Here is a 22,019-nt window from a genome sequence, read left to right as displayed (position 1 = left end):
TCTCATGAACATATCCAAATTCTTCATCGACCGGCCGATCTTCGCGGGCGTGCTATCGGTCCTGATCCTGCTGGCGGGCGTGATTTCGCTCTTCAAGCTGCCGATCTCCGAGTACCCGGAAGTCGTGCCTCCTTCGGTGGTGGTGCACGCGCAGTATCCGGGCGCCAACCCGAAGGTGATTGCCGAAACGGTGGCGTCGCCGCTCGAAGAGCAGATCAACGGCGTGGAAAACATGCTGTATATGCAGTCGCAAGCGAATAGCGACGGCAATCTGACGCTGACGGTCACCTTCAAGCTCGGTACCAATCCGGACCTCGCGACGCAACTCGTGCAGAACCGCGTCAACCAGGCGCTGCCGCGTCTGCCGGACGACGTGCAGCGTCTGGGCGTGACGACGATCAAGAGCTCGCCGACGCTGACGATGGTGGTCCACCTGATCTCGCCGAACAACCAGTACGACATGACGTATCTGCGCAACTACGCAGTGCTGAACGTCAAGGACCGGCTGGAGCGTATTCAGGGCGTGGGCGAAGTGCAGCTGTGGGGCTCGGGTGACTACGCCATGCGCGTGTGGCTCGATCCGCAGAAAGTGGCGCAGCGCGGCCTGACCGCAACTGATGTGGTTAACGCGATCCGCGAGCAGAACATTCAGGTGGCTGCCGGTCAGATTGGTTCTTCACCGTCGTTGCCGGGCACACAGTTGCAGTTGTCGGTGAATGCGCGTGGCCGCTTGCAGACCACGGGCGAGTTCGGCGACATCATCGTCAAGACCGGCCCGGATGGCGCGGTGACCTATCTGCGCGACATTGCCCGTATCGAGCTGGCTGCGTCGGAATACGGCCTGCGTTCGCTGCTCGACAACAAGTCGGCGGTGGCGCTCGCCATTAACCAGGCGCCGGGCGCGAACTCGCTCCAGATCTCGGACCAGGTGCGCGCGGAAATGAAGGAACTGAAGGAAGACATGCCTGCAGGCGTGGATTACCAGATCGTCTATGACCCGACGCAGTTCGTGCGCTCCAGTATCGAGGCCGTGATTCACACGCTGCTCGAAGCGATTGCGCTGGTCGTGATCGTGGTGATCGTGTTCCTGCAGACGTGGCGTGCGTCGATCATTCCGCTGATTGCGGTGCCGGTATCGATCGTGGGGACGTTCTCGCTGCTGCTGGCGTTCGGCTTCTCGATCAACGCGTTGTCGCTGTTCGGCATGGTGCTCGCGATCGGGATTGTGGTGGACGATGCGATCGTGGTGGTGGAGAACGTCGAGCGCAATATCGAGGCCGGGCTGAGTGCGCGCGATGCGACGTACAAGGCCATGCAGGAAGTGAGCGGGCCGATTATCGCAATCGCGCTGACGCTGGTGGCCGTGTTCGTACCGCTCGCGTTCATGACGGGTCTCACGGGTCAGTTCTACAAGCAGTTCGCGGTGACCATCGCGATCTCGACGGTGATCTCGGCGTTCAATTCGCTGACGTTGTCGCCGGCACTGTCCGCCATGCTGCTGCGCGGCCATGGCGCGAAGGAAGACTGGCTTACGCGGGGGATGAACCTGGTGTTCGGCCGCTTCTTCAAGGGCTTCAACAAGGTGTTTCATCGCGGCTCGACCGGGTATGGCAAAGGCGTGCAGGGCGTATTGCGACGTAAGGGCGGCATGCTCGCCGTCTACGCGATCCTGCTCGGCGCTACCGTACTGATCACGCGTATCGTGCCGGGCGGCTTCGTGCCGGCGCAGGACAAGGAATACCTGATCGCGTTTGCGCAGTTGCCGAACGGCGCGTCGCTCGACCGCACCGAAAAGGTGATCCGCGATATGAGCGCGATCGCGCTGAAGCAGCCGGGTGTCGAAAGCGCGGTGGAGTTTCCGGGCTTGTCGGTGAATGGCTTCACCAATAGCTCGAGCGCGGGCATCGTGTTCGTCACGCTCAAGCCGTTCAAGGAGCGCGGCGACAAGGCGCTCTCCGCCGGTGCCATTGCAGGCGCGTTGAACCAGCAGTACGGTGCGATCAAGGATTCGTTCGTGGCCGTGTTCCCACCGCCGCCGGTGCTGGGCCTCGGTACGCTGGGCGGCTTCAAGATGCAGTTGGAGGATCACGGTGCGCTGGGTTACGCGGAGTTGAACAAGGCAACGGAAGCGTTCATCAAGAAGGCGGCGACTACGCCTGAACTGGGCCCGACTTTCTCGAGCTATCAGATCAACGTGCCGCAGTTGAACGTGGACCTGGACCGCGTCAAGGCCAAGCAGCTCGGCGTGCCGGTGACGGACGTGTTCGACACGATGCAGATCTATCTGGGCTCGCTGTATGTGAACGACTTCAACCGCTTTGGCCGCGTGTACCAGGTGCGGGTGCAAGCGGATGCGCCGTTCCGTCAGCATGCCGACGATATCGGCCAACTGAAGACGCGTAATGCCGCGGGCGAAATGGTGCCGCTGTCGTCGCTGGTGACGGTGACGCCGACGTTCGGTCCGGAAATGGTGGTGCGCTACAACGGCTATACGGCTGCCGACATCAACGGTGGACCCGCTCCGGGCTATTCGTCGGGCCAGGCGCAAGCCGCGGCTGAACGGGTGGCTGCGGAAACCTTGCCGCGTGGCGTGAAACTCGAATGGACCGACCTGACGTATCAGCAGATCATCGCCGGCAATGCGGGCATGTGGGTGTTCCCGATCAGCGTGCTGCTGGTGTTCCTGGTGCTGGCCGCCCTGTATGAAAGCCTGACGTTGCCGCTCGCGGTGATACTGATTGTGCCGATGAGTCTTTTGTCGGCGTTGACCGGGGTCTGGCTCACGCACGGCGACAACAACATCTTCACGCAGATCGGCTTGATGGTGCTGGTGGGGCTGGCCTCGAAGAACGCGATCCTGATCGTCGAGTTTGCTCGCGAACTCGAACACGACGGGCATACACCGCTGTCCGCGGCGATCGAAGCGAGCCGTATGCGGCTGCGCCCGATCCTGATGACGTCGATCGCTTTCATCATGGGCGTGGTGCCGCTGGTGCTGTCGAGCGGCGCCGGTTCGGAAATGCGCCACGCGATGGGTATCGCGGTGTTCTTCGGCATGCTGGGTGTGACACTGTTCGGTCTGATGCTGACGCCGGTGTTCTATGTGGTGCTGCGTACGCTTGCAGGCGGCAAGGTTCACGTCGCGCAAAAGGACTCGCCGCATTACGCGTTGCCGGTCACGGACGCTTGAAGAGGAAAACAATAATGAAGCAATATCAGTCTTTGAGCGGTTGGGGCCGCGCTGCAGCGAGCGGTCTGCTGCTGGCGCTGCTCGCCGCCTGCTCGGTCGAGCCGACCTATAAGCGTCCCGATGTCGACACGTCGGCGGCGTTCAAGGAAGCGCCGACTATCGCGCCGCAGGATGCGGGCACGTGGAAGCCGGCTCAGCCGGCTGACGACGCGCATCGCGGCGAATGGTGGCAGATTTTTGGCGACCCCAAGTTGAACGATCTGGAAGAGCAGGCCGCAGCGGCCAACCAGGATCTGAAGGCAGCGGCGGCACGCGTGCAGCAGTCGCGGGCGTCGTTGCAGGCGGCACGTTCCGACTGGTTCCCTAAGTTCGATGCGGGCTTTGGGCCGACGCGCGAAACCGCGTCAGCGGCTTCGCAGTTCCTGCCGCAGAGCAATGGCTCGGAGACCACGACGCTGTGGCGCGCGCAAGGCACCGCGTCGTACGAGGCGGATCTGTTCGGCCGGGTTGGTTCGAATGTGAACGCGACTCAGGCAGATGCGCAGCAGAGCGAAGCATTGTTCCGTTCGGTGCAGCTTGCACTGCAGGCTGATGTTGCGCAGAACTACTTCCAGTTGCGTGAGCTCGATACGGATCAGGATCTGTACCGTCAGACGGTAGCGTTGCGTGAGAACACGCTCAAGCTGATCCAGCGGCGTTTCAACGAAGGCGACATCAGCGAACTGGATCTGGCGCAGGCGCGTAACGAACTGGCGAGCGCACGTGCGGATTCGGTGGGCATCGCCCGGCAACGTGCCGCGTCCGAGCATAGCCTCGCCATTCTGCTTGGTAAGGCGCCGGCGAACTTCTCGTTCCCGGAAACGCCGCTTGTGCCGGTGGCCGCACGCGTGCCGCCGGGGCTGCCTTCTGCGTTGCTCGAACGTCGTCCTGACGTGGCGGCGGCTGAGCGTGCGATGGCTGCGGCCAATGCACGAGTCGGGCTGGCGAAGTCGGCGTTTTTCCCGAAGCTCGATATCACCGGTGCGGCTGGGTTCGAATCGGCCACGTTGGGCGATCTGTTCATGTGGTCGAGCCGCACGTTCCTGCTCGGGCCGTTGGCGGGTACTGCCTTGACGGTGCCGCTGTTCGACGGCGGCCGTCGCAAGGCGAACCTCGCTCAGGCGCGCGGCAAGTATGACGAAGACGTGGCGCAGTATCGTCAGCAGGTGCTGGAGGCGTTCAAGGAAGTCGAAGACAACCTCTCCGATCTGCGCCTGCTCGACGATCAGATTCAGGCGCAAAACGATGCGGTCAACGCATCGCAGCGGGCTTCGCATCTGTCGCAAACGCAGTATCAGGAAGGACAGGTGAGCTACCTGGATGTGATCGACAGCGAACGGCAGGTTCTGCAGACGCAGTTGCAGGCGACCCATCTGGAAGGCACGCAGGCGGTGTCGACGGTGAACCTGATTCGTGCGCTGGGTGGCGGTTGGGGTTCGGATGTTGCGGCTTCCGGTGTGCCGGGGGCGGCTGCGCCGGGTGGTGCAGGTACGGCAGATGCGAGTTCCACTGCTCCTGCTGCTGCCCCCGCCGTTGTTGCCGCTGTGAAGGATGCGCCACAACAGCTGGCAAAGCAGTAATGGCCTAGCCTTGGTGGTTGGTAACACGAGTACTAGCGCATCGAGGGGCTGAGCAGCGCGCTCAGCCCCTTTTGTATATCGCCTGGCGCGATTTCCTTTCCAAAATCGCTTCGTAGACCGCCGTCTGCGTGGCGTCTATCATGATTCGCACCTCATCTGGAGAGAGGCGATGACCTGTCAACCGTTCCGTTGTCCGCGCTGATCCATCTGCGCGTCACGCCTTTCGAGCCGCGTCAGCGGCTCTGATCCTGCTATCCGCTTACCTGCAGCATGCATTGATGCACGCTGCAGCGTTCGCTTGCGCCAGGCAAACACTTCATTGAACGGGTCCGTCATGAGCTTTTCTGTTTCCAACTTGCGCCGGCTGTTGCTTGCGCCGCGCGCGTCGTTTGTGCGCTTGAGCGGTGTCGTCATGATGGCGCTGACGTTTGCGGTTACAGCGTCGAGCGTCTACGCTGCCGACACGCCGACGCTAACAATCGGCATCGCCACAACGCCCCAAATCGGGGCTTTGCAGGAGGCGGCGCGTGAAGCCAAGGCGCAAGGGCTCGATGTGAAGATCATTGAGTTCACCGACTGGAATACACCGAACGCGGCGCTCGCCAACAAGGATATCGACGTCAACTACTTCCAGCACATTCCGTTTCTGGAGAATGCGAAGAAGCAGGGCGGCTATAACTTCGTGGCGATTGCCCCCGGCACGATCATGAAGATCGGCCTGTATTCGAAGAAGGTCAAAAGCTTCGGTCAGCTGAAGGACGGCGCCACCGTCGCGATTGCCAACGATCCGGTGAACGGTGGCCGTGGACTGCTGTTGCTGCAGCGTGCTGGACTTATCAAACTGAAGCCGGGCGTCGACTATCGCGCAACGACGCTCGACATTGTCGACAACCCCAAGCATCTAAAGATCGTCCAGCTCGAAGCGTCGCAACTGGCGCGCTCGCTTGGCGACGTGGATCTGGCCGAAGGTTATCCAAGCTTCATCAAGCTCGCCGGCACCGCAGACCCGAATAGCGCCTTGCTGTTCGATGGCGTCGAAAACAAGATCTTCGCGATTCAGTTTGTCGTGCGTCCGGAAAGCGCAAACGATCCGCGTATTCTCAAGTTCATTTCGATCTATCAGCACTCGCCGCAAGTGCGCGCTGAGCTCGACAAGGCGTTCGGCAATCTCTACGCGGTTGCGTGGTAGTCGTACCGGCCTGCGCCCGCTCGTGATTTAAAGCTTTAGCAAGGACGGATACGATGCCTTCTCTGTTCGACACGCCCGGTTTTATCGCGGCCGCGCCGGCCTGGTCCGCGCGGCCGGCATCGCCTGAGGCGCAAGGTCCGGCGGTGGTGTTCGACCGGATCGGCAAGGTGTTTGGCAACTCGCCCGGCACGGCCCCGGCGCTCGCCGATGTGCAATTGCAGGTGGCGCGCGGCGAGGTGTTCGGCATCATCGGTCGCAGTGGTGCGGGAAAGTCGACGTTGCTGCGGCTCGTCAACGGTCTGGAAAAACCCACGTCCGGGACGGTTAGCGTAAATGGCGTCAGCGTGGGCGAACTGGATGAGCGCGGCCTCGTGGCCTTGCGGCGCCGCACGGGCATGGTGTTCCAGCATTTCAACCTGCTCTCGGCCAAGACGGTGCGTGAGAACATCGGCTTGCCGCTGAAGATCGCGGGTGCCTCGAAGGCGGCGATCGAGCGTAAGGTCGATGCGTTGCTCGAACTGGTCGGACTTTCCGAAAAGCGTAATGCCTATCCGGCGAGTCTGTCGGGAGGGCAAAAGCAGCGCGTTGGGATTGCTCGCGCGCTGGTACACGACCCCGATATTCTGCTGTGCGACGAGGCAACCTCGGCGCTCGATCCCGAAACGACTCAGTCGATTCTGGCGCTGTTGCGCGATATCAACCGGCGCCTTGGGTTGACGATCATCCTCATCACACATGAGATGGAGGTGATCCGCGAGGTTTGCGATACGGTGGCCGTGATCGAGCGCGGTCAGGTGGTGGAGACGGGGCCGGTGTGGCAAGTGTTCGGCTCGCCGCAGCACGATGCAACACGGGCATTGCTGCGCACGCTGGTGCACGATCTGCCTGCCGATCTCGCCGCGCGTGTGAAGCCTTTACATGAGGTGACGGCGGGCGAAGCGCGGGTCCTGCTCGACGTGCGCTTTACCGGCGCGGACGAACGCGAACCAGATCTCGGCGCGCTCGCTCACGCTTTGAGTGTGGACGGTGGCCGCGTGAGCTTCGTGCACGGCGGCATCGACCGGATTCAAGGGCATGCGCAAGGACGCCTTGTGGTGACCGCGCAGATTCCTGCTGCGGCAGCGGTCCCGGAGTTGGGCGATGGCGCACATGGTGCACACGGCGATCGCGGTGCCGACACGCCCGCTGTCCGCGCGCAGATTGCCGCTCTTGTGGACCGTGCACGGCAGCATGCCAATCACGTGGAGGTGCTCGGTTATGTCTGATATATGGCTCTCCGAACTGGCCGGAGCGATTCGCGACACGCTCGTGATGGTCGGCGTGTCCGCCGTGATTGCGCTGTTGGTCGGCATCCCGCTGGCGCTCGTGCTGGTGACCACCACGCGCGGTGGCATCTTCGAACGGCGCTCGGTCAACACGACGCTCGGCGCGCTCGTCAACGCATTCCGCTCGACGCCGTTCATCATCCTGCTGGTCGCCTTGCTGCCGCTCACGCGTCTACTCGTTGGTACTACGATTGGAGTGTGGGCAGCCATCGTGCCGCTCAGCATCGCCGCGATTCCTTTTTTCGCGCGCGTCGCGGAAGTGAGCCTGCGCGAGGTCGATCGCGGTCTGATCGAAGCGGCGCAGGCGATGGGCGCGCAGCGCCGTCATATCATCTGGCATGTGCTGCTGCCGGAAGCACTGCCTGGCATTCTCGGCGGCTTCACGATCACGATAGTCGCGATGATCGGTTCGTCGGCGATGGCCGGTGCGGTCGGCGCCGGCGGTCTTGGCGATCTCGCGATTCGCTACGGCTATCAGCGCTTCGATACCACGGTAATGGTGACGGTCATCGTTTTGCTGATTGTTATTGTCACGGCCGTGCAGTTCGTCGGCGACCGCTTTGTGCGTCGGCTCGGTCATCGCGCATAATGCACAGGTATCCGACACCTGGTTTGGAGTTTGCATGAACGAGTTGGACCATCCCGCGGCGCGTGACCCGCAGGCGTCATCGGTGCCACACGGTCTGTCGAGCCTGCTGGAAGCGTTGCGCGCGAGCGCAGCGGAGCGTGACCGCCAGGGCGGTCACGCGGCGCAGGAGAAACAGTGGATTGCCGAGGCAGGTCTGCTGACGATAGCCGTGCCGCGCGAATTCGGCGGCACTGGCGCGGCCTGGCCCAAAGTTTACGAAACGATCCGTTCGATTGCGCGCGTCGATAGCGCGCTCGCGCATCTGCTGGGTTTTCAGTGCCTGCAGGTGGTGAGCGTCGATGTGTGGGGCAATCCGGCGCAACGGGCGCGCTATCTGCGTGGCACCGTCGAGGGCCGCTGGTGGTGGGGCAATGCCGTCAATCCGCTCGACACGCGACTGGTTGCAAGCGCAACCGCCGACGGCGGTTTCCGTCTCAACGGACAGAAGGGCTTCTGCTCGGGTACGCGCGGCTCGCAGATGATGACCGTATCGGCGCACGATCCGCAGACCGGCAAGCCGATTTTCGCGGTCATACCGACGACGCGCGATGGCATCACCGTCAACGAAGATTGGGACCCGATCGGTCAGCGGCAGACCGATAGCGGCAGTGTGTCGTTTGCGAACGTGAAGGTCGAGGCGGAAGAAGTGCTGCACCGCTCGGAAACACCGCCTACACCGCACGCCACGCTACGCACACTGGTGTCGCAACTGGTGTTGACGAACCTGTTCGTCGGCATTGCGCAGGGCGCGCTCGAGGAAGCGCGTCAATACGTGAACAAAAATGGACGGCCCTGGATTACCTCCGGCGTCGACAAGGCCACGGACGATCCCTACCTGATCGCACGATTCGGCGAGATGCGTTTGCAGACAGTCAGTGCCGACGCGTTGGCGGAACGCGCCGCGCGGGCCCTCGACGACGCCTGGAACAAGGGCACCGAACTCAGCGCCGAAGAGCGCGGCCGGGTTGCACTGGCCACATCTGAAGCGAAGATTCTCGCGCACCGGGCCGCCCTTGAGGTGAGCCAGAACCTGTTCGATGCGTGCGGTGCGCGCGCCACACATGCGCCGCTCGCGCTCGACCGCTTCTGGCGCAACGCTCGCGTCCATACGCTGCACGATCCGCTCGACTACCGGGTGCGCGACGTTGGCCGTTACGCGCTTAGCGGCACATTGCCGGACGTTTCTTTGTACACTTGAGGTCGACTGCGGCGCCCGTTGGCGGGTGCCGTTGCTACGTCAATCTCAAGAGGTCGCCGGCTTGCCATTTAATTTACCGACTACGGCCACTGCGCCGTTCTGTCCGTCCGAAGTCCAGGGAACCGTCGCCGTCGCGCAGGGTGCGCCGCTCTGGAAGCGGATCATGCAGTTCGCCGGCCCAGGCCTGCTGATTTCAATCGGCTACATGGACCCGGGCAACTGGGCCACCGATATCGAAGCCGGCTCGCGTTACGGTTACAGCTTGCTGTTCGTGGTGGTGCTGTCCGGTCTCGCGGCAATGGCGCTGCAGTGCCTCAGCATGCGGCTTGGCATCGCCACCGGTCAGGACCTCGCGCAACTGTCGCGTAGCCGCTACTCACCGGCCATCGCCCGGGTCCAATGGCTGCTGGCCGAGGTGTCGATCATCGCTTGCGATCTTGCCGAAGTGCTCGGCGGCGCGCTCGCGTTTCATCTACTGTTCAAGTGCTCCCTGACCACCGGCGTGATTTTGACCGCGTTCGATACGCTGATCGTGCTCGGTCTGAAGGGAAAAAATTTCCGCGACCTCGAGGCCATCATTCTTGGGCTGATCGCCACGATCGGCATTGGTTATATCGTGCAACTGGTGCTCGTGCATCCGCACTGGCCCTCGGTGATGGCAGGGCTCGTGCCTTCGTGGCACGCCATCAGCACGCGCGAACCGCTCTATCTCTCCATCGGCATCCTCGGGGCGACCGTGATGCCGCACAATCTGTATCTGCATTCGTCCATCGTGCAAACGCGCGCCGTAAAGCGCGATTCGCGCAGTATCGCCTCGGCTATTGGTTTGTCACGCCTCGATACGATCGTCTCGCTGGTGATCGCGCTGCTGATCAACGCGGCGATCCTGATTCTCGCCGCCGCTGCATTCAATGCGACCGGGCACAACCAGGTCACGGAAATCGAAGATGCTTACCGGCTGCTTGCGCCGATCGTCGGTACGGGTTTCGCGGCTGTGCTGTTCGCCATCACGCTGCTCGCGTCCGGGCAAAGCTCGACGTTTACCGGCACCGTCGCCGGGCAGGTGATCATGGAAGGCTTTCTCAAGCTGAAGATCCCGTGCTGGCAGCGCCGCTTCATTACCCGCGCGCTGGCGCTGATCCCAGCCCTGATCGGCGTGCAGACGCTCGGCAACGGCGCGGTCGGCACGCTGCTGGTCGCAAGTCAGGTGGTATTGAGCCTGCAGTTGCCGTTCGCGCTCTATCCGTTGATCCGTATGACTAACGATCGTTCGCTGATGGGCGAGTTTGCCAATCGTCTGCCGACCCGGCTGCTCGCGTGGGCGCTGTTCGTCGTGATTACGGCCGCGAACCTGTGGCTGGTGGTGCAAACGGTGGGATGGATCAGCTGAGCGCGCACGTTTCCGCGCGATCGGGAGATCGTGTGACGTGTAACAAAGCAGATGAGATGCGGCGAAAAACCGGATGAGATGCGCTACCAGAGGTTGTAACGGCCTCTGGTCGACACAATGATGCCGGATGCGAAGGCGAGGCTCGAATCTGCTGGATATGCAGCAGGATGAACCGTCAGCCGGATAGCCGGCACAAAAAATCGGTACAAAACAAACCGACCGGAAATCAGTCGGGTCAGGCAGCTTCCGCGATCTGCGTAGCTTCCATTGCTTCCAACGCTTCTTGCGCTTCCAGTTTGGCTGCAGCAGCGGCTTTCTTGGTCTTGCCGGCGCGCGACGGCGGCTGGCAGGCGCCACATACTACGTTGTGCTGCAGATCGTGCTTGTGCGCGACAAACTTGCCCGTGCAACGGCAGCACGGTGTGAGTTGCAGGATCTTGGCGTCGAAGAAACGCACCAGCGTCCACGCACGCGTCAGGTCCAGCACCGGTTCCGTTTCACTGTGTTTGCAGTGTTCCAGATACAGGCGGTAACCTTTGGTCAGCGCATCCAGATGCGAGCAACGCGCTTCGTTCTTCAGGAACAGGTACGTGTTGTAGAACAGCGAAGCATGAATGTTCGCGAGCCACGTCATATACCAGTCCGCCGAGAACGGCAGCATTCCCTTGGGTGGCGAAACACCCTTCACCTCACGGTAGAGGCGAATCATGCGGTCGCGCGACAGCGTCAATTCGCTCTCGAGCACTTGCATGCGTGCACCGAGTTCGATCAGCGCGATTGCGCGGAATACTTCTTGTGCATCTTCCGTCAGGCTTCGCTTGAGCATCGCAGTCACTCCGGTTAAGCGAATTGCTCTGCTGGCTGGCCGGCCAGCAAGATAGCCGCATGAGTCGGCGATACCTCTGCGTGCTTTGTCGTTTGCGTCAACGCCGACAACATCGAGTGGTCGTTGAAGCGGAAGAAGCACAAAAGCTGGTCGGAAGAGGCCAGTTTGACGATTTGCGCGAGCGACAGCCCGGCAAGCAAATCGGCCAGTTCCGACGACAGGCCCAATCGGAACATCCCGATGGGTTTGTCCTCGCGCAACATACGTTGTGCGAGCATGATGTAAGACAAATTGATTTCGCGGATCGATTCCCGCGTCTCGCTGCTACGGTCCATTTTTGTGTTTCCGAAGCCCCGAATTGCTATGTCGGCTTTTTTGCGCCGTTATGCTTTTTGTACCCTCGCCGGACACTGGTGACCTCCGGCGACATTTACGACTTGAAACGTGTCCTGACTGTTTGATACAAGGTGTTACAACTCGTAACACCTTGGAAGCAATTGTATGAAGTGCATTTCAGGAAATCAATACCTTCTCAAAAAAATATCTCACAAAAATACAACAATTTTCGGTAACTCTTTCACGGAGCCGTAATATAGGCTGCAGCGCGGGTTCTGGAGCATGTGCAGACCGTGTCTGAGCCGCCACAGGCCTTGCAGAATGGGGCTTGTCGGAATGGTCTGAGGAAATCCGTTTGAATCTCGGTAATAACGCTAATAGGCGCTTCAAACGGAAAGCTAAAAGAAAGAAAGCGACGAAATGCAGTAATAACTACTTACCGGAACGAAGTTTGGGGGACAAAAGCGGATGTAACACGTTGCGGGAGACCCAGTTACAAACTCGGCGGCAAATGTAACGGGTGGGTGGGGAGAGTTACCGGTTCCGTCCGAACGTTCGGTCAGAGGTATCGGCAACGAGATTCTGCTGGATCCGGATGGGCGCCACCGGGCGCTGTAAGAACCGGCCGGCTGACGAAGCCGCGATCGGCCCGACAGCCTCGGAATCTGCCTGACACCAGGCCGGGATTGGTTAAATCGATAAGACAAATCGACGTTACAACTTCCCGCGGGTTGCCCGTGGCCTCAGATGAGGCGCGCCATCAGGTCGGCGTCGTGAAATACCCCGTCGATGCGGAGCGCGTCGACTTCCCGGCCGTAACAGCGAAATCCGAGCGATTCATATAGATGGCGCGCGGCTTCGTTCTGTTTTGTAACAACTAGCTGGATTTGCCGCAGACCCTCGATGCGTTCGCAGCGCGCGAGCAGGTCGCCCAGCAACGCACGGCCGACGCCGCGGCCGGCGGCTTCAGGCGCGACATACATACCGACCACCACCGCCTTGTGCCGCTCCTTGACCCGCGGCTCGCGTCTGAGCCCGACCGTGCCGATCAACTCGAGCTCCGGCGTGGCGAACGCGCCGAGTATGAAATTGCCGTCGGCCGCCTGAGTGCCTTGCAGGATTGCCTCGTATTGCCCCGGGCCTTTCTCGAGTGCCTCCTGATGGCTCGTACCGAACGCCTCCGGGTGCGCCTGCAGACCGCGCAGGCGTAACTGGAAGAAAGCGTCGAGATCGGTGAGGTTGAGTTGCCGGATCAGCGGGGCGTGCTCCATGCGTGTTTCTCCGTGCGGGGGTTCGAGTGGGCTTCGCATGGTAACGGTGCAACTGCCCACTGGGGGCGGCCTTCAGGGGTGACTTGCGGTGTCGTTCGACGCCGCTGTGGCCGGACCTTCTGCCTGATCTTCTGCGTATGCGCGCAAGGCCGCGGCGGTCTGCGGATCGGCCGGAAAGAATGCCTCGATCGCGAGTTCGGAGAGCGTGACATCCACCGGCGTCCCAAACACGGTCGTGGTGCTGAAAAACGACAGCACGCCCAGCGGCGTGCGCAGACGCAGCGGCACGGCGATCTGATTGAGGGTGGCGTTGCTGTCCGCTTCCGGGCTTTCCGCGCCCGGCGGCGTGGGATAGCCGGCAAGTTCGTCGCGCAGGGCCACGAGCGTTTCGTCGCCACTGACGTCGATCTGCCGTTGCAACCGCGCCAGCACATGTGCGCGCCAGGCGTGTCAGTTAACAATAGAGGAGGCGATCCCGTCCGGATGCAGGCTGAGGCGCAGCGCGTTGACGGGCGGCGCCAGCAGGGCTTCGCTCGCTGCGCCGAGCAGTGGGGCGAGCGCGCGGTTGGCGGTGACGATGGTCCAATGCCGGTCGATTGCGAGCGCCGGATAGGGTTCGTGTCCCTTCAGCACCAGTTCCACTGCCTCACGCGCGGCCGTCAGTTGCGGGTCGGTCAAGGGACGCTCGCGAAACAGCGGCGCATAGCCGGCCGCCACCAGCAGCATGTTACGGGCACGCAGCGGAACGTCGAGACGCTCGGCGAGGTGCATCACCATTTCGCGGCTCGGCAGGGCGCGGCCCGATTCGACGAAGCTCAGATGACGGGTCGAGATGTCGGCTTCCGCTGCGAGCAGCAACTGGCTCATGCGGCGCCGCTGCCGCCAGTCGCGCAGCAGTTCGCCGACGGTGCGGCTGGCCGACGCTGGACCCGACGGGCCGGCTTGGGGGAGGGAGAGAGTGCTCATGGGGGAATCATAGCCAGGGCGCGGCGGGATTCCATTACCTGGGAGGTAAGTGAATTGGGGGGAAGCAGTCAGACAACTTCGGCTCCTCCCGAACACACAACTACACACTTTCCTTTGCCCGGCGCCGAGTCGTGTGTAAAATTACACACGAGACATGCGGAGGCCAGATGAATTCATCGAAGCTAATCCGGATGCTCGAGGAAGATGGCTGGAAACTGGTGCGAATTACCGGCAGTCATCACCACTTCAAACACCCTGAAAGGAAGGGCCTCGTGACGGTTCCGCACCCTAAGAAGGATCTGCCGATCGGGCCGGCGAAGAGCATCCTGAAGACCGCTGGTCTTGTTTGACCGGCGGTTTTTGCCGGCTCAGGATGTCGGAGAACATTGACTGCAAAGGAACGGAAATGGAATTTCCCATCGCTGTCCATAAGGACGATGGGAGCGTCTACGGCGTGACTGTTCCGGATATTCCGGGCGTCCACTCCTGGGGCGACACCATCGATGACGCAATCAGAAACGCAAAAGAGGCCATTGTGGGTCACGTTGCGACGCTAATAGAGCTCGGTGAAGAGGTCGGTTTCACTTGCTCGACCGTGGAAGAACTGGCCGCACAGCCTGAATACTGTGGGGCAATCTGGGCGCTGGTCAGCGTCGATCTGTCGAAGCTCGACTCGAAGCCAGAGAGGATCAACATCAGCCTGCCGCGCTTTGTTTTGCATAAGATCGACGCCTACGTCGAGGCGCGTCACGAAACCCGCAGCGGATTCCTCGCGCGCGCAGCGCTGGAAGCGTTGGCCCACCAATGATGGCGCGGATCGCTTGGTTCGCGCGCTGCTGGAATAGCGTTAAGTGACGGCCCGCTTTGGCGGGCCGTCTTTCGTTAGCCAGCAACGTTACCTCCCAGGTAATCGACTCCCCGCACCCGCTCACCGATCCTTCAGTCCGAGCCCGCCCCAAACGCACTGTTTGCCAGGCGTCGCGCTCAGCCAAGCTACTGAAGGAGTCTGTGATGAACGCACATACCGATCTGATCGACCGCTATTTCGCGGCGTGGAATGAAACAGACGCGGTCAGCCGCCGCGAACTGATCGCCGCGACGTGGAGCACGGATGCCGCGTATCTGGATCCGCTGCTCGCCGGCAACGGTCATGACGGAATCGACGCGATGATTCGCGCGGTCCACGAGCGCTTTCCGCGCCATACCTTCCGTCGCACCACGGATGTCGACGGCTTCGCCGACCGTCTGCGTTTTTCGTGGGAGCTGACCACGCCCGATGGCACGCCGATCGTCAAGGGCTCGGATTTTGGCGTGGTCGATCCGGCCGGACGGTTGCAGGCCGTGACGGGTTTTCTCGACGCAACGCCGGGCGCGGCCTGAGCCAATCAAAAACAGCTGAGGCCACCTCAGGCCTTCACCTTCCCACTTTCAAGGAGATGGTCATGCGCGAGCAAAGTGCCGCAGGATTTGCGGTGACACTCGCGTTCGAACGGGTGCTCGGCACCCTCGACGCAGTCAGCACCGCCATTGCCGGCTTCGCGCTGTTGGCCGGCGCGCGGGCGTTCACCTTCACCGCATTGCTGGCATGGCGCGAGCCCGTGTTAGGCGGTGCGGGTCTGGTGTTGCTGGGACTGGTGGGCTGGCTGCGCTGGTTTAGCGGTCAAAGAAGAGTGGCGGCGGCTCGGGGTCGCCGGCTTCACGATAAAATGACTGACCGTTTGCCAACCGCACGCGACTGGCTTCTGTGGACGAGCGTTCGCGTGGATCAGCCTGCCTCGTCGCCACCCGGCGCAGGTGTACCTGATCGGGCGGCGAAACGATCATAAATAGAGGGGGAGTACATGATACGGGGTTGTGTAGTGATGTTAGCCGCCGTCGCACTTGCCGTGCTCGGCGGTTGCGGCAACAAGGAAGGCGACGAGTTCGTCGGTAAGTGGCAGAGCACCAAGGGCCGCGAAAGCGTCGAGATCAGCCGTAATGACGATGGCTTTGTCATCGCCAACACCAGTGGCGGCAGTGTCAGGCCCGGGGTGGCATCTGCCGTCTACCGGGACGGCGTGCTGGAGGTCGAATCGACTGGCCGCATTGAAAGCATCCCCTACGACAAGCAGCACGACACGATCATCTTGCCGACCATGACCGGCTCGGCGACATTCAGCCGGGTCAAGTGAGGTTTTGCGGCGCATAGTGCCTATCAGACCGTGCCCGCACGGCATCCGGGTTGCACCTGCTAACATGTAACCCGCCGCCTCGGACGCCAGGTCCGGACGCGCACCCTGCCGTTACCGTCGAATCCGCCATGTCGCTCATTAGTCTGCTTGATCCGTGGGAGCCGTCGTTTGTGCTCGTCGCCGTGTTCGTTGCCGTCGCGGTGCTGTATGCACGCGGTTCGCGCCACATCCGCGTCAGCTTTGCCAGGCGGGGGGCGTTCTGGATCGGGCTCGTGCTGTTCTATATTGCGCTGCACACACGCCTCGACTACTACGCCGAGCACCAGTTCTTCGTGCACCGGCTCCAGCATCTCGTGCTGCATCACCTGGCTCCTCTGATCCTGATGGCTTCGTATCCGGGCAGTGTGCTGCGCGCCGGCTTGCCGCTGCGCTGGCGCGGCGCGCTGCGGCGTTGGCAGCGTCTGAAGCCCGTGCGGATCGTTGCTGCCGTGTTGTTCAATTCGGCCTTTATCTCTATCGCTTTCGTCGTTTCCGTGGTGTTCTGGCTGATTCCGTCCGTCCAGTTCGTCGCGATGCTCGACTGGCGCATCTACACGTTCATGAACTGGTCGGTCGCGGTGAGCGGCCTGCTGTACTGGTGGATGCTGCTCGATCACCGGCCGAGTCCGCCGAGCCGCACGCGTCCGGGCCTGCGGGTGCTGTCTCCGGTGATCACCATGACGCCGCAGATCCTCGTGGGCGCCATCATCACCTTTTCCTCGCATGACCTTTATCCGGTGTTCACGCTCTGCGGCCGCGCGTTCACGTCCGTTCCGCCCGCGCTCGATCAGAGCCTCGGCGGCCTCATCATGTGGGTGCCCGCCGGGGTGCTCGAAGCGATCGGCGCGATGATGGCGCTGCGTCACGTGATGCGTCTGTCCACCTTGCCGTCGCGCGTGCCGCCGAAGGCGAGACGGGGCGAGGCAAGAGCGAAGCCGGCACTGCAGGCAGGAAGCTGATCAGTCGGGTTGCCGTGCGCAATCAGCGCTTGCAGCTGGCCTTCACGCCAGGCTGATCCCGTACCTTTTGAACCGAACAAGGACATGCCGTGCTCGAAGAACGATGCGATGTCGTGGTGGTGGGACTCGGCGCCATGGGCGCGGCCACGCTTTACCAGCTGGCCAAGGCTGGCGCGAAAGCGGTAGGCATAGACCGATATGCCCCGCCGCATGATCAGGGATCGAGTCACGGAGACACGCGCATTACCCGGCTGGCCGTGGGCGAAGGCGCCGCGTACGTGCCGTTGGTGCGCAGGTCGCAGCAGATCTGGCGCGAACTGGAAGCACGCGACGGTGACGCGCTTTTCGAGCAATGCGGGGTGCTCGTCATGACCTCGGGCGCGACGCACACATCGCACCACGGCGCGGCTGATTTCACGCTGAGCACGATCGAGCTGGCACGGACCTATGGCATCGCTCATGAGGTTCTCACGGCCGAACAGCTCCGCGCACGCTTCCCGCAATTTGCGCCGCTTCGCGACGACACGATCGCGTACTACGAACCGGAAGGGGGCTTTGTGCGACCCGAACGGTGTATCGCCGCCCAACTGAAGGCGGCGCGCGAGCTCGGGGCCGACGTGATCGCCGGTGTGACGGTTTCCGCTGTGGAATCGATGGGCAACGTGGTCCGGGTGAGGGCGGGCGATCGGACAGTGGTGGCGGATAAGGTCGTTGTCTGCGCCGGCATGTGGTCCGCCGAGCTGTTGGGCGAGCCGTTCAAAAGCTTGCTGAGGGTCTGCAGGCAACAGCTATTCTGGTTCAAGCTTGAGGAGCCTGTGATTTTTCCTGAGGTTTCCCCGAGCTTCATCCTCTCGCATGGTCCTTTGGACACCGACTTTTGCTACGGCTTTCCACCCATTCCCGGTGAAGGCAGCATGAAGATTGCGACCGAGCAATACACGGCGCTGAGCGAGCCCGATTCGCTGGATCGCACGGTGTCGGACGCCGATGTGGTGGCCATGTTCCGCACGCATGTCGCGGGCAAGATCGCCGGCGTGACCGCGGAACGGGTCAAGGCGAGTGTCTGTACCTACACCGTGACGCCTGACTATGGTTTCATTATCGACGAGCATCCTGCGCTCAAGAATGTCACCGTGGTGTCGGCCTGTTCGGGTCATGGCTTCAAGCATTCGGCGGCAATTGGCGAGGCGGTCGCGCAACGCTGTCTGAGCGGAAAGAGTCAGATCGACCTCTCGGCGTTTTCTTTAAGCCGTTTTTCCTGAGGAAGGCGCAAGGACGTTGTCCGGTCCGTGCGTTTTACCGTAGGCTTGCGGCTCCAGACTGCAGGCGATACTACCGTCCCAATCGGTATTGCCGTCTCGCCAGCGGCGATCGTTTCGGTGTGCGATGCTTTGATAAAGCTGAACGGCTGAGCGATCGTCCAGATGGCTTGTGTCCTGGCCCAGGTGTTCGAGGAAAAGCTGGCAGCGCAGGGCTTTTACCGCGTTGGAGTCCCACACGCTCGCGTTCATTTCGCTATGGCCGTACAGCGAATTCGCATGAAGGTTGCACGATCCAATGGTGGCCCACGCATCGTCGATCAGCATGAGCTTGGCATGGACGTAGACGTAACGCCGGCCATCGGTTTGCGTGGGCCCTGCGAGTGCGGCGAGCGTGAAATTCTCATGGCGGCCGAGTGCTTCGATCTGCTCGAAAAACGCCGCGCGTTCAGGATTTTGTCGCCACTGCGCGACATACGGTTCGGGCTCTCCCGGCACCAGAAGAACCACGAATACCCCTCGTTTCAAGGCATTTTCGAGCGCACCGGCAATGGCGGGCACCGGAAGCGCCTGATTTTCCAGGTAGATCGAACGACGCGCGGCGTCGATGGCCAACAGATATTGTTCGGTGATGGACCGCTCGCCGTTGGCGATGGGATAGGCTTCTCCAACGCCGGGGGCTGCGTGCGCGTTGCGATAACATCCGGCGTGCACATTGCGTTGAATCTGCACGGTGCTCGGACCTTGCACCTTCGATAAGCGGGTTGGGAACGCGAGGTCCGAGTGCCCGTCAGGTCCGTACACGCCAAGCGCACTATTGCGCTCGCTGGTTTCGTTCCAGCGCTGAACGAAGTTGTGATGGACATCGCTCGCGCATGGACCGGTTATCTCTGCGTAGACATCGTGGCGTTGTTCTCCCCCTGCGTGCCCAGGTTCGACGGGCGCGAAAGTCGGGTTGATGCCGCCGACAAACACGGTTTCCGAGGACGCTCCTGCATCGATCAGCCAGCATTTCTGATGGTGACAATAGGCGGCGGGCGCGCGATCCCAGCGAGCGTTCAAACGCGAGCCCCGCTCCGCCAGCCAGTCGAAGTCGGACTGCGTGCCTTCAAATGTCTGTCCGTATCCATTGCTCGCGGGGTTGGGACGCCAGAAAATCACGCGGACGTCGACACCCCGCTGGGCAGCAGCATCGAGCACATCGAACAGCGTGCCCCGTCCGTCGGGCATCTGAAAATGCCTTGATACGAAGGTGATGGTGAGCCAGACACGGTGCTGGGCGTTTTCCACCGCTTCGCAGATGCGGCGAAATGCAGGACCGCTATCTATAAGCGGACGAACCCGGTTGCCGGGCCGTTGCGGATAGGAACCCTGCGTGATGAATGGGACGGACGTCTGACCGGGCTCGTTATGTGTGGTCGGCTCGGAGTGGTGATCCATTGAAGGGTTCCAGGTGGCATTCGATCGTGGTTAGAGACGCCGCTTTTATTTTCGAGGAGACGCAGCGCCAGCAAGCTTAAAACAAGGTTATTTCGCTTTGTCAGGCGTTTTCTTTCCAGGCTCTTATGGCGTTTCGGGGCATTTCGCCTGTCTTTGCCCGAGCATTGCGCGCCGGCCAAAGGAGAATTAACCCGCTATATGTGGTTTACGTAATAATTGCACTGTAGCCTCCGTCGTTCCGCTAACCGTCAAAAATGCGCAGGTCATGGCTTTCAGCGAACCAAGGTCTCCATTTTTCAAGTGGATTGTCTCTTCCGCTCAAAATCTGAGTGCCGAAAATCGGCAAATATTGCTTGCCAATCTGTTCACCAGAACGGCATCCATTATTTTTGCGTCGATTTGTGAAATCAGTGTCTGCGCCACCGCCTTTTACCTCCATCGGACTGCGCTTTATGCCGGTTGGGGACTTGCTGTCCTCGCGTTGCTGTTTACCCGGCTGGTATTGATTTACGTTTGTTGCCAACGTAGTGCCCGCGGCGAGCCTACGCCCACCTCCGCGTTTCTGTTGGCGAGCATTGTCTGGAGCGCGCTGTTCGGCTTCGGCAGCCTTCTATGCAATGTCAGCGGCGACCCGACGCTATTCCTGCTCGGAAATGTTTGCGCCGTCGGCGTGATAGGCGGCCTGGCAGGTCGCAATGCCGGCATTCCCCACCTTGTGCTGATTCAGATTACCCTCATTCTCGGGCTACTCGGTCTGGGCGCGGCACTCTCTCCCGGCTCCGGCAAGCTCGTCCTGCTGTTTCAGGCGCCATTCTGCGCGGCAGGCTTCTTTACCGTCGCCCTGCGTAGCAACCGCGACACCGTCGCGTTGCTGACGGCACGCGAAAACAGCCACCGTCTGGCGCGCCACGACAGTCTCACTGGCTTGCCCAACCGCGCACGCATCAGCGAGCTCCTGCTCGAGCGCACGGGGACCGTGCAGCAGGTCGACGATCAATCGTTCGCTGTTCTACTGATCGACCTCGACGGCTTCAAGGCGATCAACGACAGTCTTGGACACGCTGCGGGCGACCAGATCCTGCAGGAAGCGGCGATACGGCTGCGCGATATCCTGCCGGCCGGCGGTATCGTCGGACGCCTGGCGGGGGACGAATTCGTCGCCATCCACGATGGTGCTTCCCTGATCGATGATGTGCGTGTGCTGGCCGATCGCATCGTCAAGGCATTGGCCCGGCCGTTCGTGCTGAGCGAGGCACGCGTCCACATTGGCGCGAGTGTTGGTATTTCGCTTTATCCGGAGCACGGCAAAACCGGGCCGCAATTGCTGATATGCGCGGATCGCGCCTTGTACGCGGTCAAACGTAATGGCAAAAGTGCCTTTGCCGTTTTCGATGCCGACAAGCACGCCTCCGACGAAAGTCTGAGTCTCCTGCGCAGCGACCTCGAAGGCGCGATGCAGTCTTTTAGCGGCTTGCGGATGGAGTATCAGCCCATCATCGATCTTAGCGACGGGACCCTCTCCGGACGCGAGGCGTTGCTGCGCTGGACCCACCCGACGCGCGGCGAGTTGTCGCCCATCGCATTCATTCCCACGGCCGAACGCACGGGCCTGGTACTCGAACTGGGTGAATGGGCGCTGCGGCAATCGTGCATGGAAGCGGTCACCTGGCGCGATGCGGTCACGGTTGCGGTCAACGTCTCGCCTGTGCAATTGCGCGAGGAGTCGTTCGCTGCGACGGTCGAGTCGATCCTGCATAAAACGAAGTTGCCGCCGCAGCGCCTGAATATCGAGGTGACCGAAACGGTGCTGCTAAGCGACGACATCGCGACCCGGCGCAACGTCGCTACGCTCCGTGCATTAGGTATCGGGCTGGCGCTGGACGATTTCGGAACCGGCTTTTCAACCATGTCGACGCTCGTCCGTTTTTCGTTCGATGAACTCAAGATCGACAGTTCCTTCGTCAAGGAATCCGTGCACCGGCGCGAATCCGCGGCGGTGGTTCGCGGGATCGTGGCGTTGGCGCGGGAGATGGGCATGCCGACTACCGCGGAAGGTATCGAGACCCCCGAACAACTCGACTTCGTCCGCGGCTGCGGATGTACCCACGCGCAAGGCTACCTGCTTGGCAGGCCGGAGCGGGCGGAGACCATCGCGCACCGGGAAGAGCGGCTCGCCGCCGACGGTGTGATCAAAGGCTAGGCCATCGCTAACG

20 protein-coding genes and 2 pseudogenes are annotated in these 22,019 nt (G+C 61.6%); 15 read left to right on the top strand and 7 right to left on the bottom strand.

Annotated features, from left to right (window positions below):
- Positions 1–4 precede the first annotated feature (4 nt).
- Entirely contained in the window at positions 5–3,190 is a 3,186-nt protein-coding gene (locus P3T20_RS02305; RefSeq protein ID WP_074269031.1) for an efflux RND transporter permease subunit, read from the top strand.
- 14 nt (positions 3,191–3,204) lie between these two features.
- Positions 3,205–4,809: an efflux transporter outer membrane subunit gene (locus P3T20_RS02300; protein WP_429285933.1), complete on the top strand. Its 1,605-nt coding sequence runs from the start codon at positions 3,205–3,207 to the stop codon at positions 4,807–4,809.
- 177 nt (positions 4,810–4,986) lie between these two features.
- Here the strand turns inward: P3T20_RS02300 and P3T20_RS02295 are convergent, their stop codons facing one another.
- Complete coding sequence (locus P3T20_RS02295) at positions 4,987–5,223, bottom strand: hypothetical protein (RefSeq protein ID WP_429285932.1); 237 nt, start codon at positions 5,221–5,223, stop codon at positions 4,987–4,989.
- A gap of 58 nt (positions 5,224–5,281) precedes the next feature.
- On the opposite strand from P3T20_RS02295, the pseudogene P3T20_RS02290 reads away from it, so the two are divergent.
- The 5 genes and pseudogenes from P3T20_RS02290 to P3T20_RS02270 all read left to right on the top strand — a co-directional run.
- Positions 5,282–5,998, top strand: a pseudogene (locus tag P3T20_RS02290) (MetQ/NlpA family ABC transporter substrate-binding protein); the annotation flags it as partial.
- A gap of 53 nt (positions 5,999–6,051) precedes the next feature.
- Positions 6,052–7,263: a methionine ABC transporter ATP-binding protein gene (locus P3T20_RS02285; RefSeq protein WP_429285931.1), complete on the top strand. Its 1,212-nt coding sequence runs from the start codon at positions 6,052–6,054 to the stop codon at positions 7,261–7,263.
- A complete protein-coding gene (locus P3T20_RS02280; protein WP_429285930.1) occupies positions 7,256–7,912 on the top strand; it encodes a methionine ABC transporter permease in 657 nt (218 codons plus the stop codon). The genes P3T20_RS02285 and P3T20_RS02280 overlap by 8 nt, the downstream gene beginning before the upstream one ends.
- Positions 7,913–7,946: 34 nt before the next feature.
- Entirely contained in the window at positions 7,947–9,149 is a 1,203-nt protein-coding gene (locus P3T20_RS02275) for an acyl-CoA dehydrogenase family protein (protein WP_429285929.1), read from the top strand.
- A 61-nt stretch (positions 9,150–9,210) separates the two neighbouring features.
- Entirely contained in the window at positions 9,211–10,539 is a 1,329-nt protein-coding gene (locus P3T20_RS02270; protein ID WP_429285928.1) for an Nramp family divalent metal transporter, read from the top strand.
- 235 nt (positions 10,540–10,774) lie between these two features.
- Here P3T20_RS02270 and flhC read toward each other — a convergent pair whose 3' ends face one another.
- The 4 genes and pseudogenes from flhC to P3T20_RS02250 form a co-directional block, all read right to left on the bottom strand.
- The gene (gene flhC / locus P3T20_RS02265) at positions 10,775–11,365 is read right to left on the bottom strand and encodes a flagellar transcriptional regulator FlhC (RefSeq protein WP_074269024.1); all 591 of its coding nucleotides are present in this window, start codon (positions 11,363–11,365) and stop codon (positions 10,775–10,777) included.
- 14 nt (positions 11,366–11,379) lie between these two features.
- Positions 11,380–11,700 carry a flagellar transcriptional regulator FlhD gene (gene flhD, locus P3T20_RS02260; RefSeq protein ID WP_074269023.1) on the bottom strand — a complete coding sequence of 107 codons (321 nt, stop codon included), beginning with the start codon at positions 11,698–11,700 and terminating at the stop codon, positions 11,380–11,382.
- Positions 11,701–12,444: 744 nt separating this feature from the next.
- A complete protein-coding gene (locus P3T20_RS02255) occupies positions 12,445–12,972 on the bottom strand; it encodes a GNAT family N-acetyltransferase (protein WP_429285927.1) in 528 nt (175 codons plus the stop codon).
- Positions 12,973–13,044: 72 nt separating this feature from the next.
- Positions 13,045–13,973: pseudogene (locus P3T20_RS02250) on the bottom strand (helix-turn-helix domain-containing protein).
- Positions 13,974–14,105: 132 nt separating this feature from the next.
- Between P3T20_RS02250 and P3T20_RS02245 the strand changes: the two are divergent.
- From P3T20_RS02245 to solA, 7 genes are all read left to right on the top strand, one after another.
- Positions 14,106–14,288, top strand: a complete 183-nt coding sequence (locus P3T20_RS02245) for a type II toxin-antitoxin system HicA family toxin (RefSeq protein ID WP_429285926.1) — start codon at positions 14,106–14,108, stop codon at positions 14,286–14,288.
- A 56-nt stretch (positions 14,289–14,344) separates the two neighbouring features.
- Positions 14,345–14,746 (top strand): type II toxin-antitoxin system HicB family antitoxin, encoded by a 402-nt coding sequence (locus P3T20_RS02240; protein WP_429285925.1) that lies wholly within the window; start codon positions 14,345–14,347, stop codon positions 14,744–14,746.
- 203 nt (positions 14,747–14,949) lie between these two features.
- Positions 14,950–15,318 (top strand): nuclear transport factor 2 family protein, encoded by a 369-nt coding sequence (locus tag P3T20_RS02235; protein WP_429285924.1) that lies wholly within the window; start codon positions 14,950–14,952, stop codon positions 15,316–15,318.
- Between the two features lie 62 nt (positions 15,319–15,380).
- Complete coding sequence (locus P3T20_RS02230; protein WP_429285923.1) at positions 15,381–15,764, top strand: hypothetical protein; 384 nt, start codon at positions 15,381–15,383, stop codon at positions 15,762–15,764.
- A 33-nt stretch (positions 15,765–15,797) separates the two neighbouring features.
- Positions 15,798–16,109: a DUF3876 domain-containing protein gene (locus tag P3T20_RS02225; protein WP_429285922.1), complete on the top strand. Its 312-nt coding sequence runs from the start codon at positions 15,798–15,800 to the stop codon at positions 16,107–16,109.
- Between the two features lie 128 nt (positions 16,110–16,237).
- Positions 16,238–17,107, top strand: a complete 870-nt coding sequence (locus tag P3T20_RS02220; protein ID WP_429285921.1) for a cytochrome c oxidase assembly protein — start codon at positions 16,238–16,240, stop codon at positions 17,105–17,107.
- An 89-nt stretch (positions 17,108–17,196) separates the two neighbouring features.
- The gene (gene solA / locus P3T20_RS02215) at positions 17,197–18,369 is read left to right on the top strand and encodes an N-methyl-L-tryptophan oxidase (RefSeq protein WP_429285920.1); all 1,173 of its coding nucleotides are present in this window, start codon (positions 17,197–17,199) and stop codon (positions 18,367–18,369) included.
- Here solA and P3T20_RS02210 read toward each other — a convergent pair.
- Both P3T20_RS02210 and P3T20_RS02205 read right to left on the bottom strand, forming a co-directional pair.
- Positions 18,352–19,806 (bottom strand): phospholipase D-like domain-containing protein, encoded by a 1,455-nt coding sequence (locus P3T20_RS02210; protein WP_429285919.1) that lies wholly within the window; start codon positions 19,804–19,806, stop codon positions 18,352–18,354. The genes solA and P3T20_RS02210 overlap by 18 nt on opposite strands.
- Before the next feature lie 241 nt (positions 19,807–20,047).
- Positions 20,048–20,329 carry a hypothetical protein gene (locus P3T20_RS02205; RefSeq protein WP_429285918.1) on the bottom strand — a complete coding sequence of 94 codons (282 nt, stop codon included), beginning with the start codon at positions 20,327–20,329 and terminating at the stop codon, positions 20,048–20,050.
- A gap of 42 nt (positions 20,330–20,371) precedes the next feature.
- On the opposite strand from P3T20_RS02205, the gene P3T20_RS02200 reads away from it, so the two are divergent.
- Positions 20,372–22,006, top strand: coding sequence for a putative bifunctional diguanylate cyclase/phosphodiesterase (locus tag P3T20_RS02200; protein WP_429285917.1), 1,635 nt, complete (start codon positions 20,372–20,374; stop codon positions 22,004–22,006).
- Positions 22,007–22,019 lie beyond the last annotated feature (13 nt).

Origin of the sequence: Paraburkholderia sp. GAS206C (genome assembly GCF_050435645.1) — a bacterium.
Taxonomy (GTDB): domain Bacteria; phylum Pseudomonadota; class Gammaproteobacteria; order Burkholderiales; family Burkholderiaceae; genus Paraburkholderia; species Paraburkholderia phenazinium_B.
This window is presented reverse-complemented; position numbering and strand designations above follow the sequence as displayed.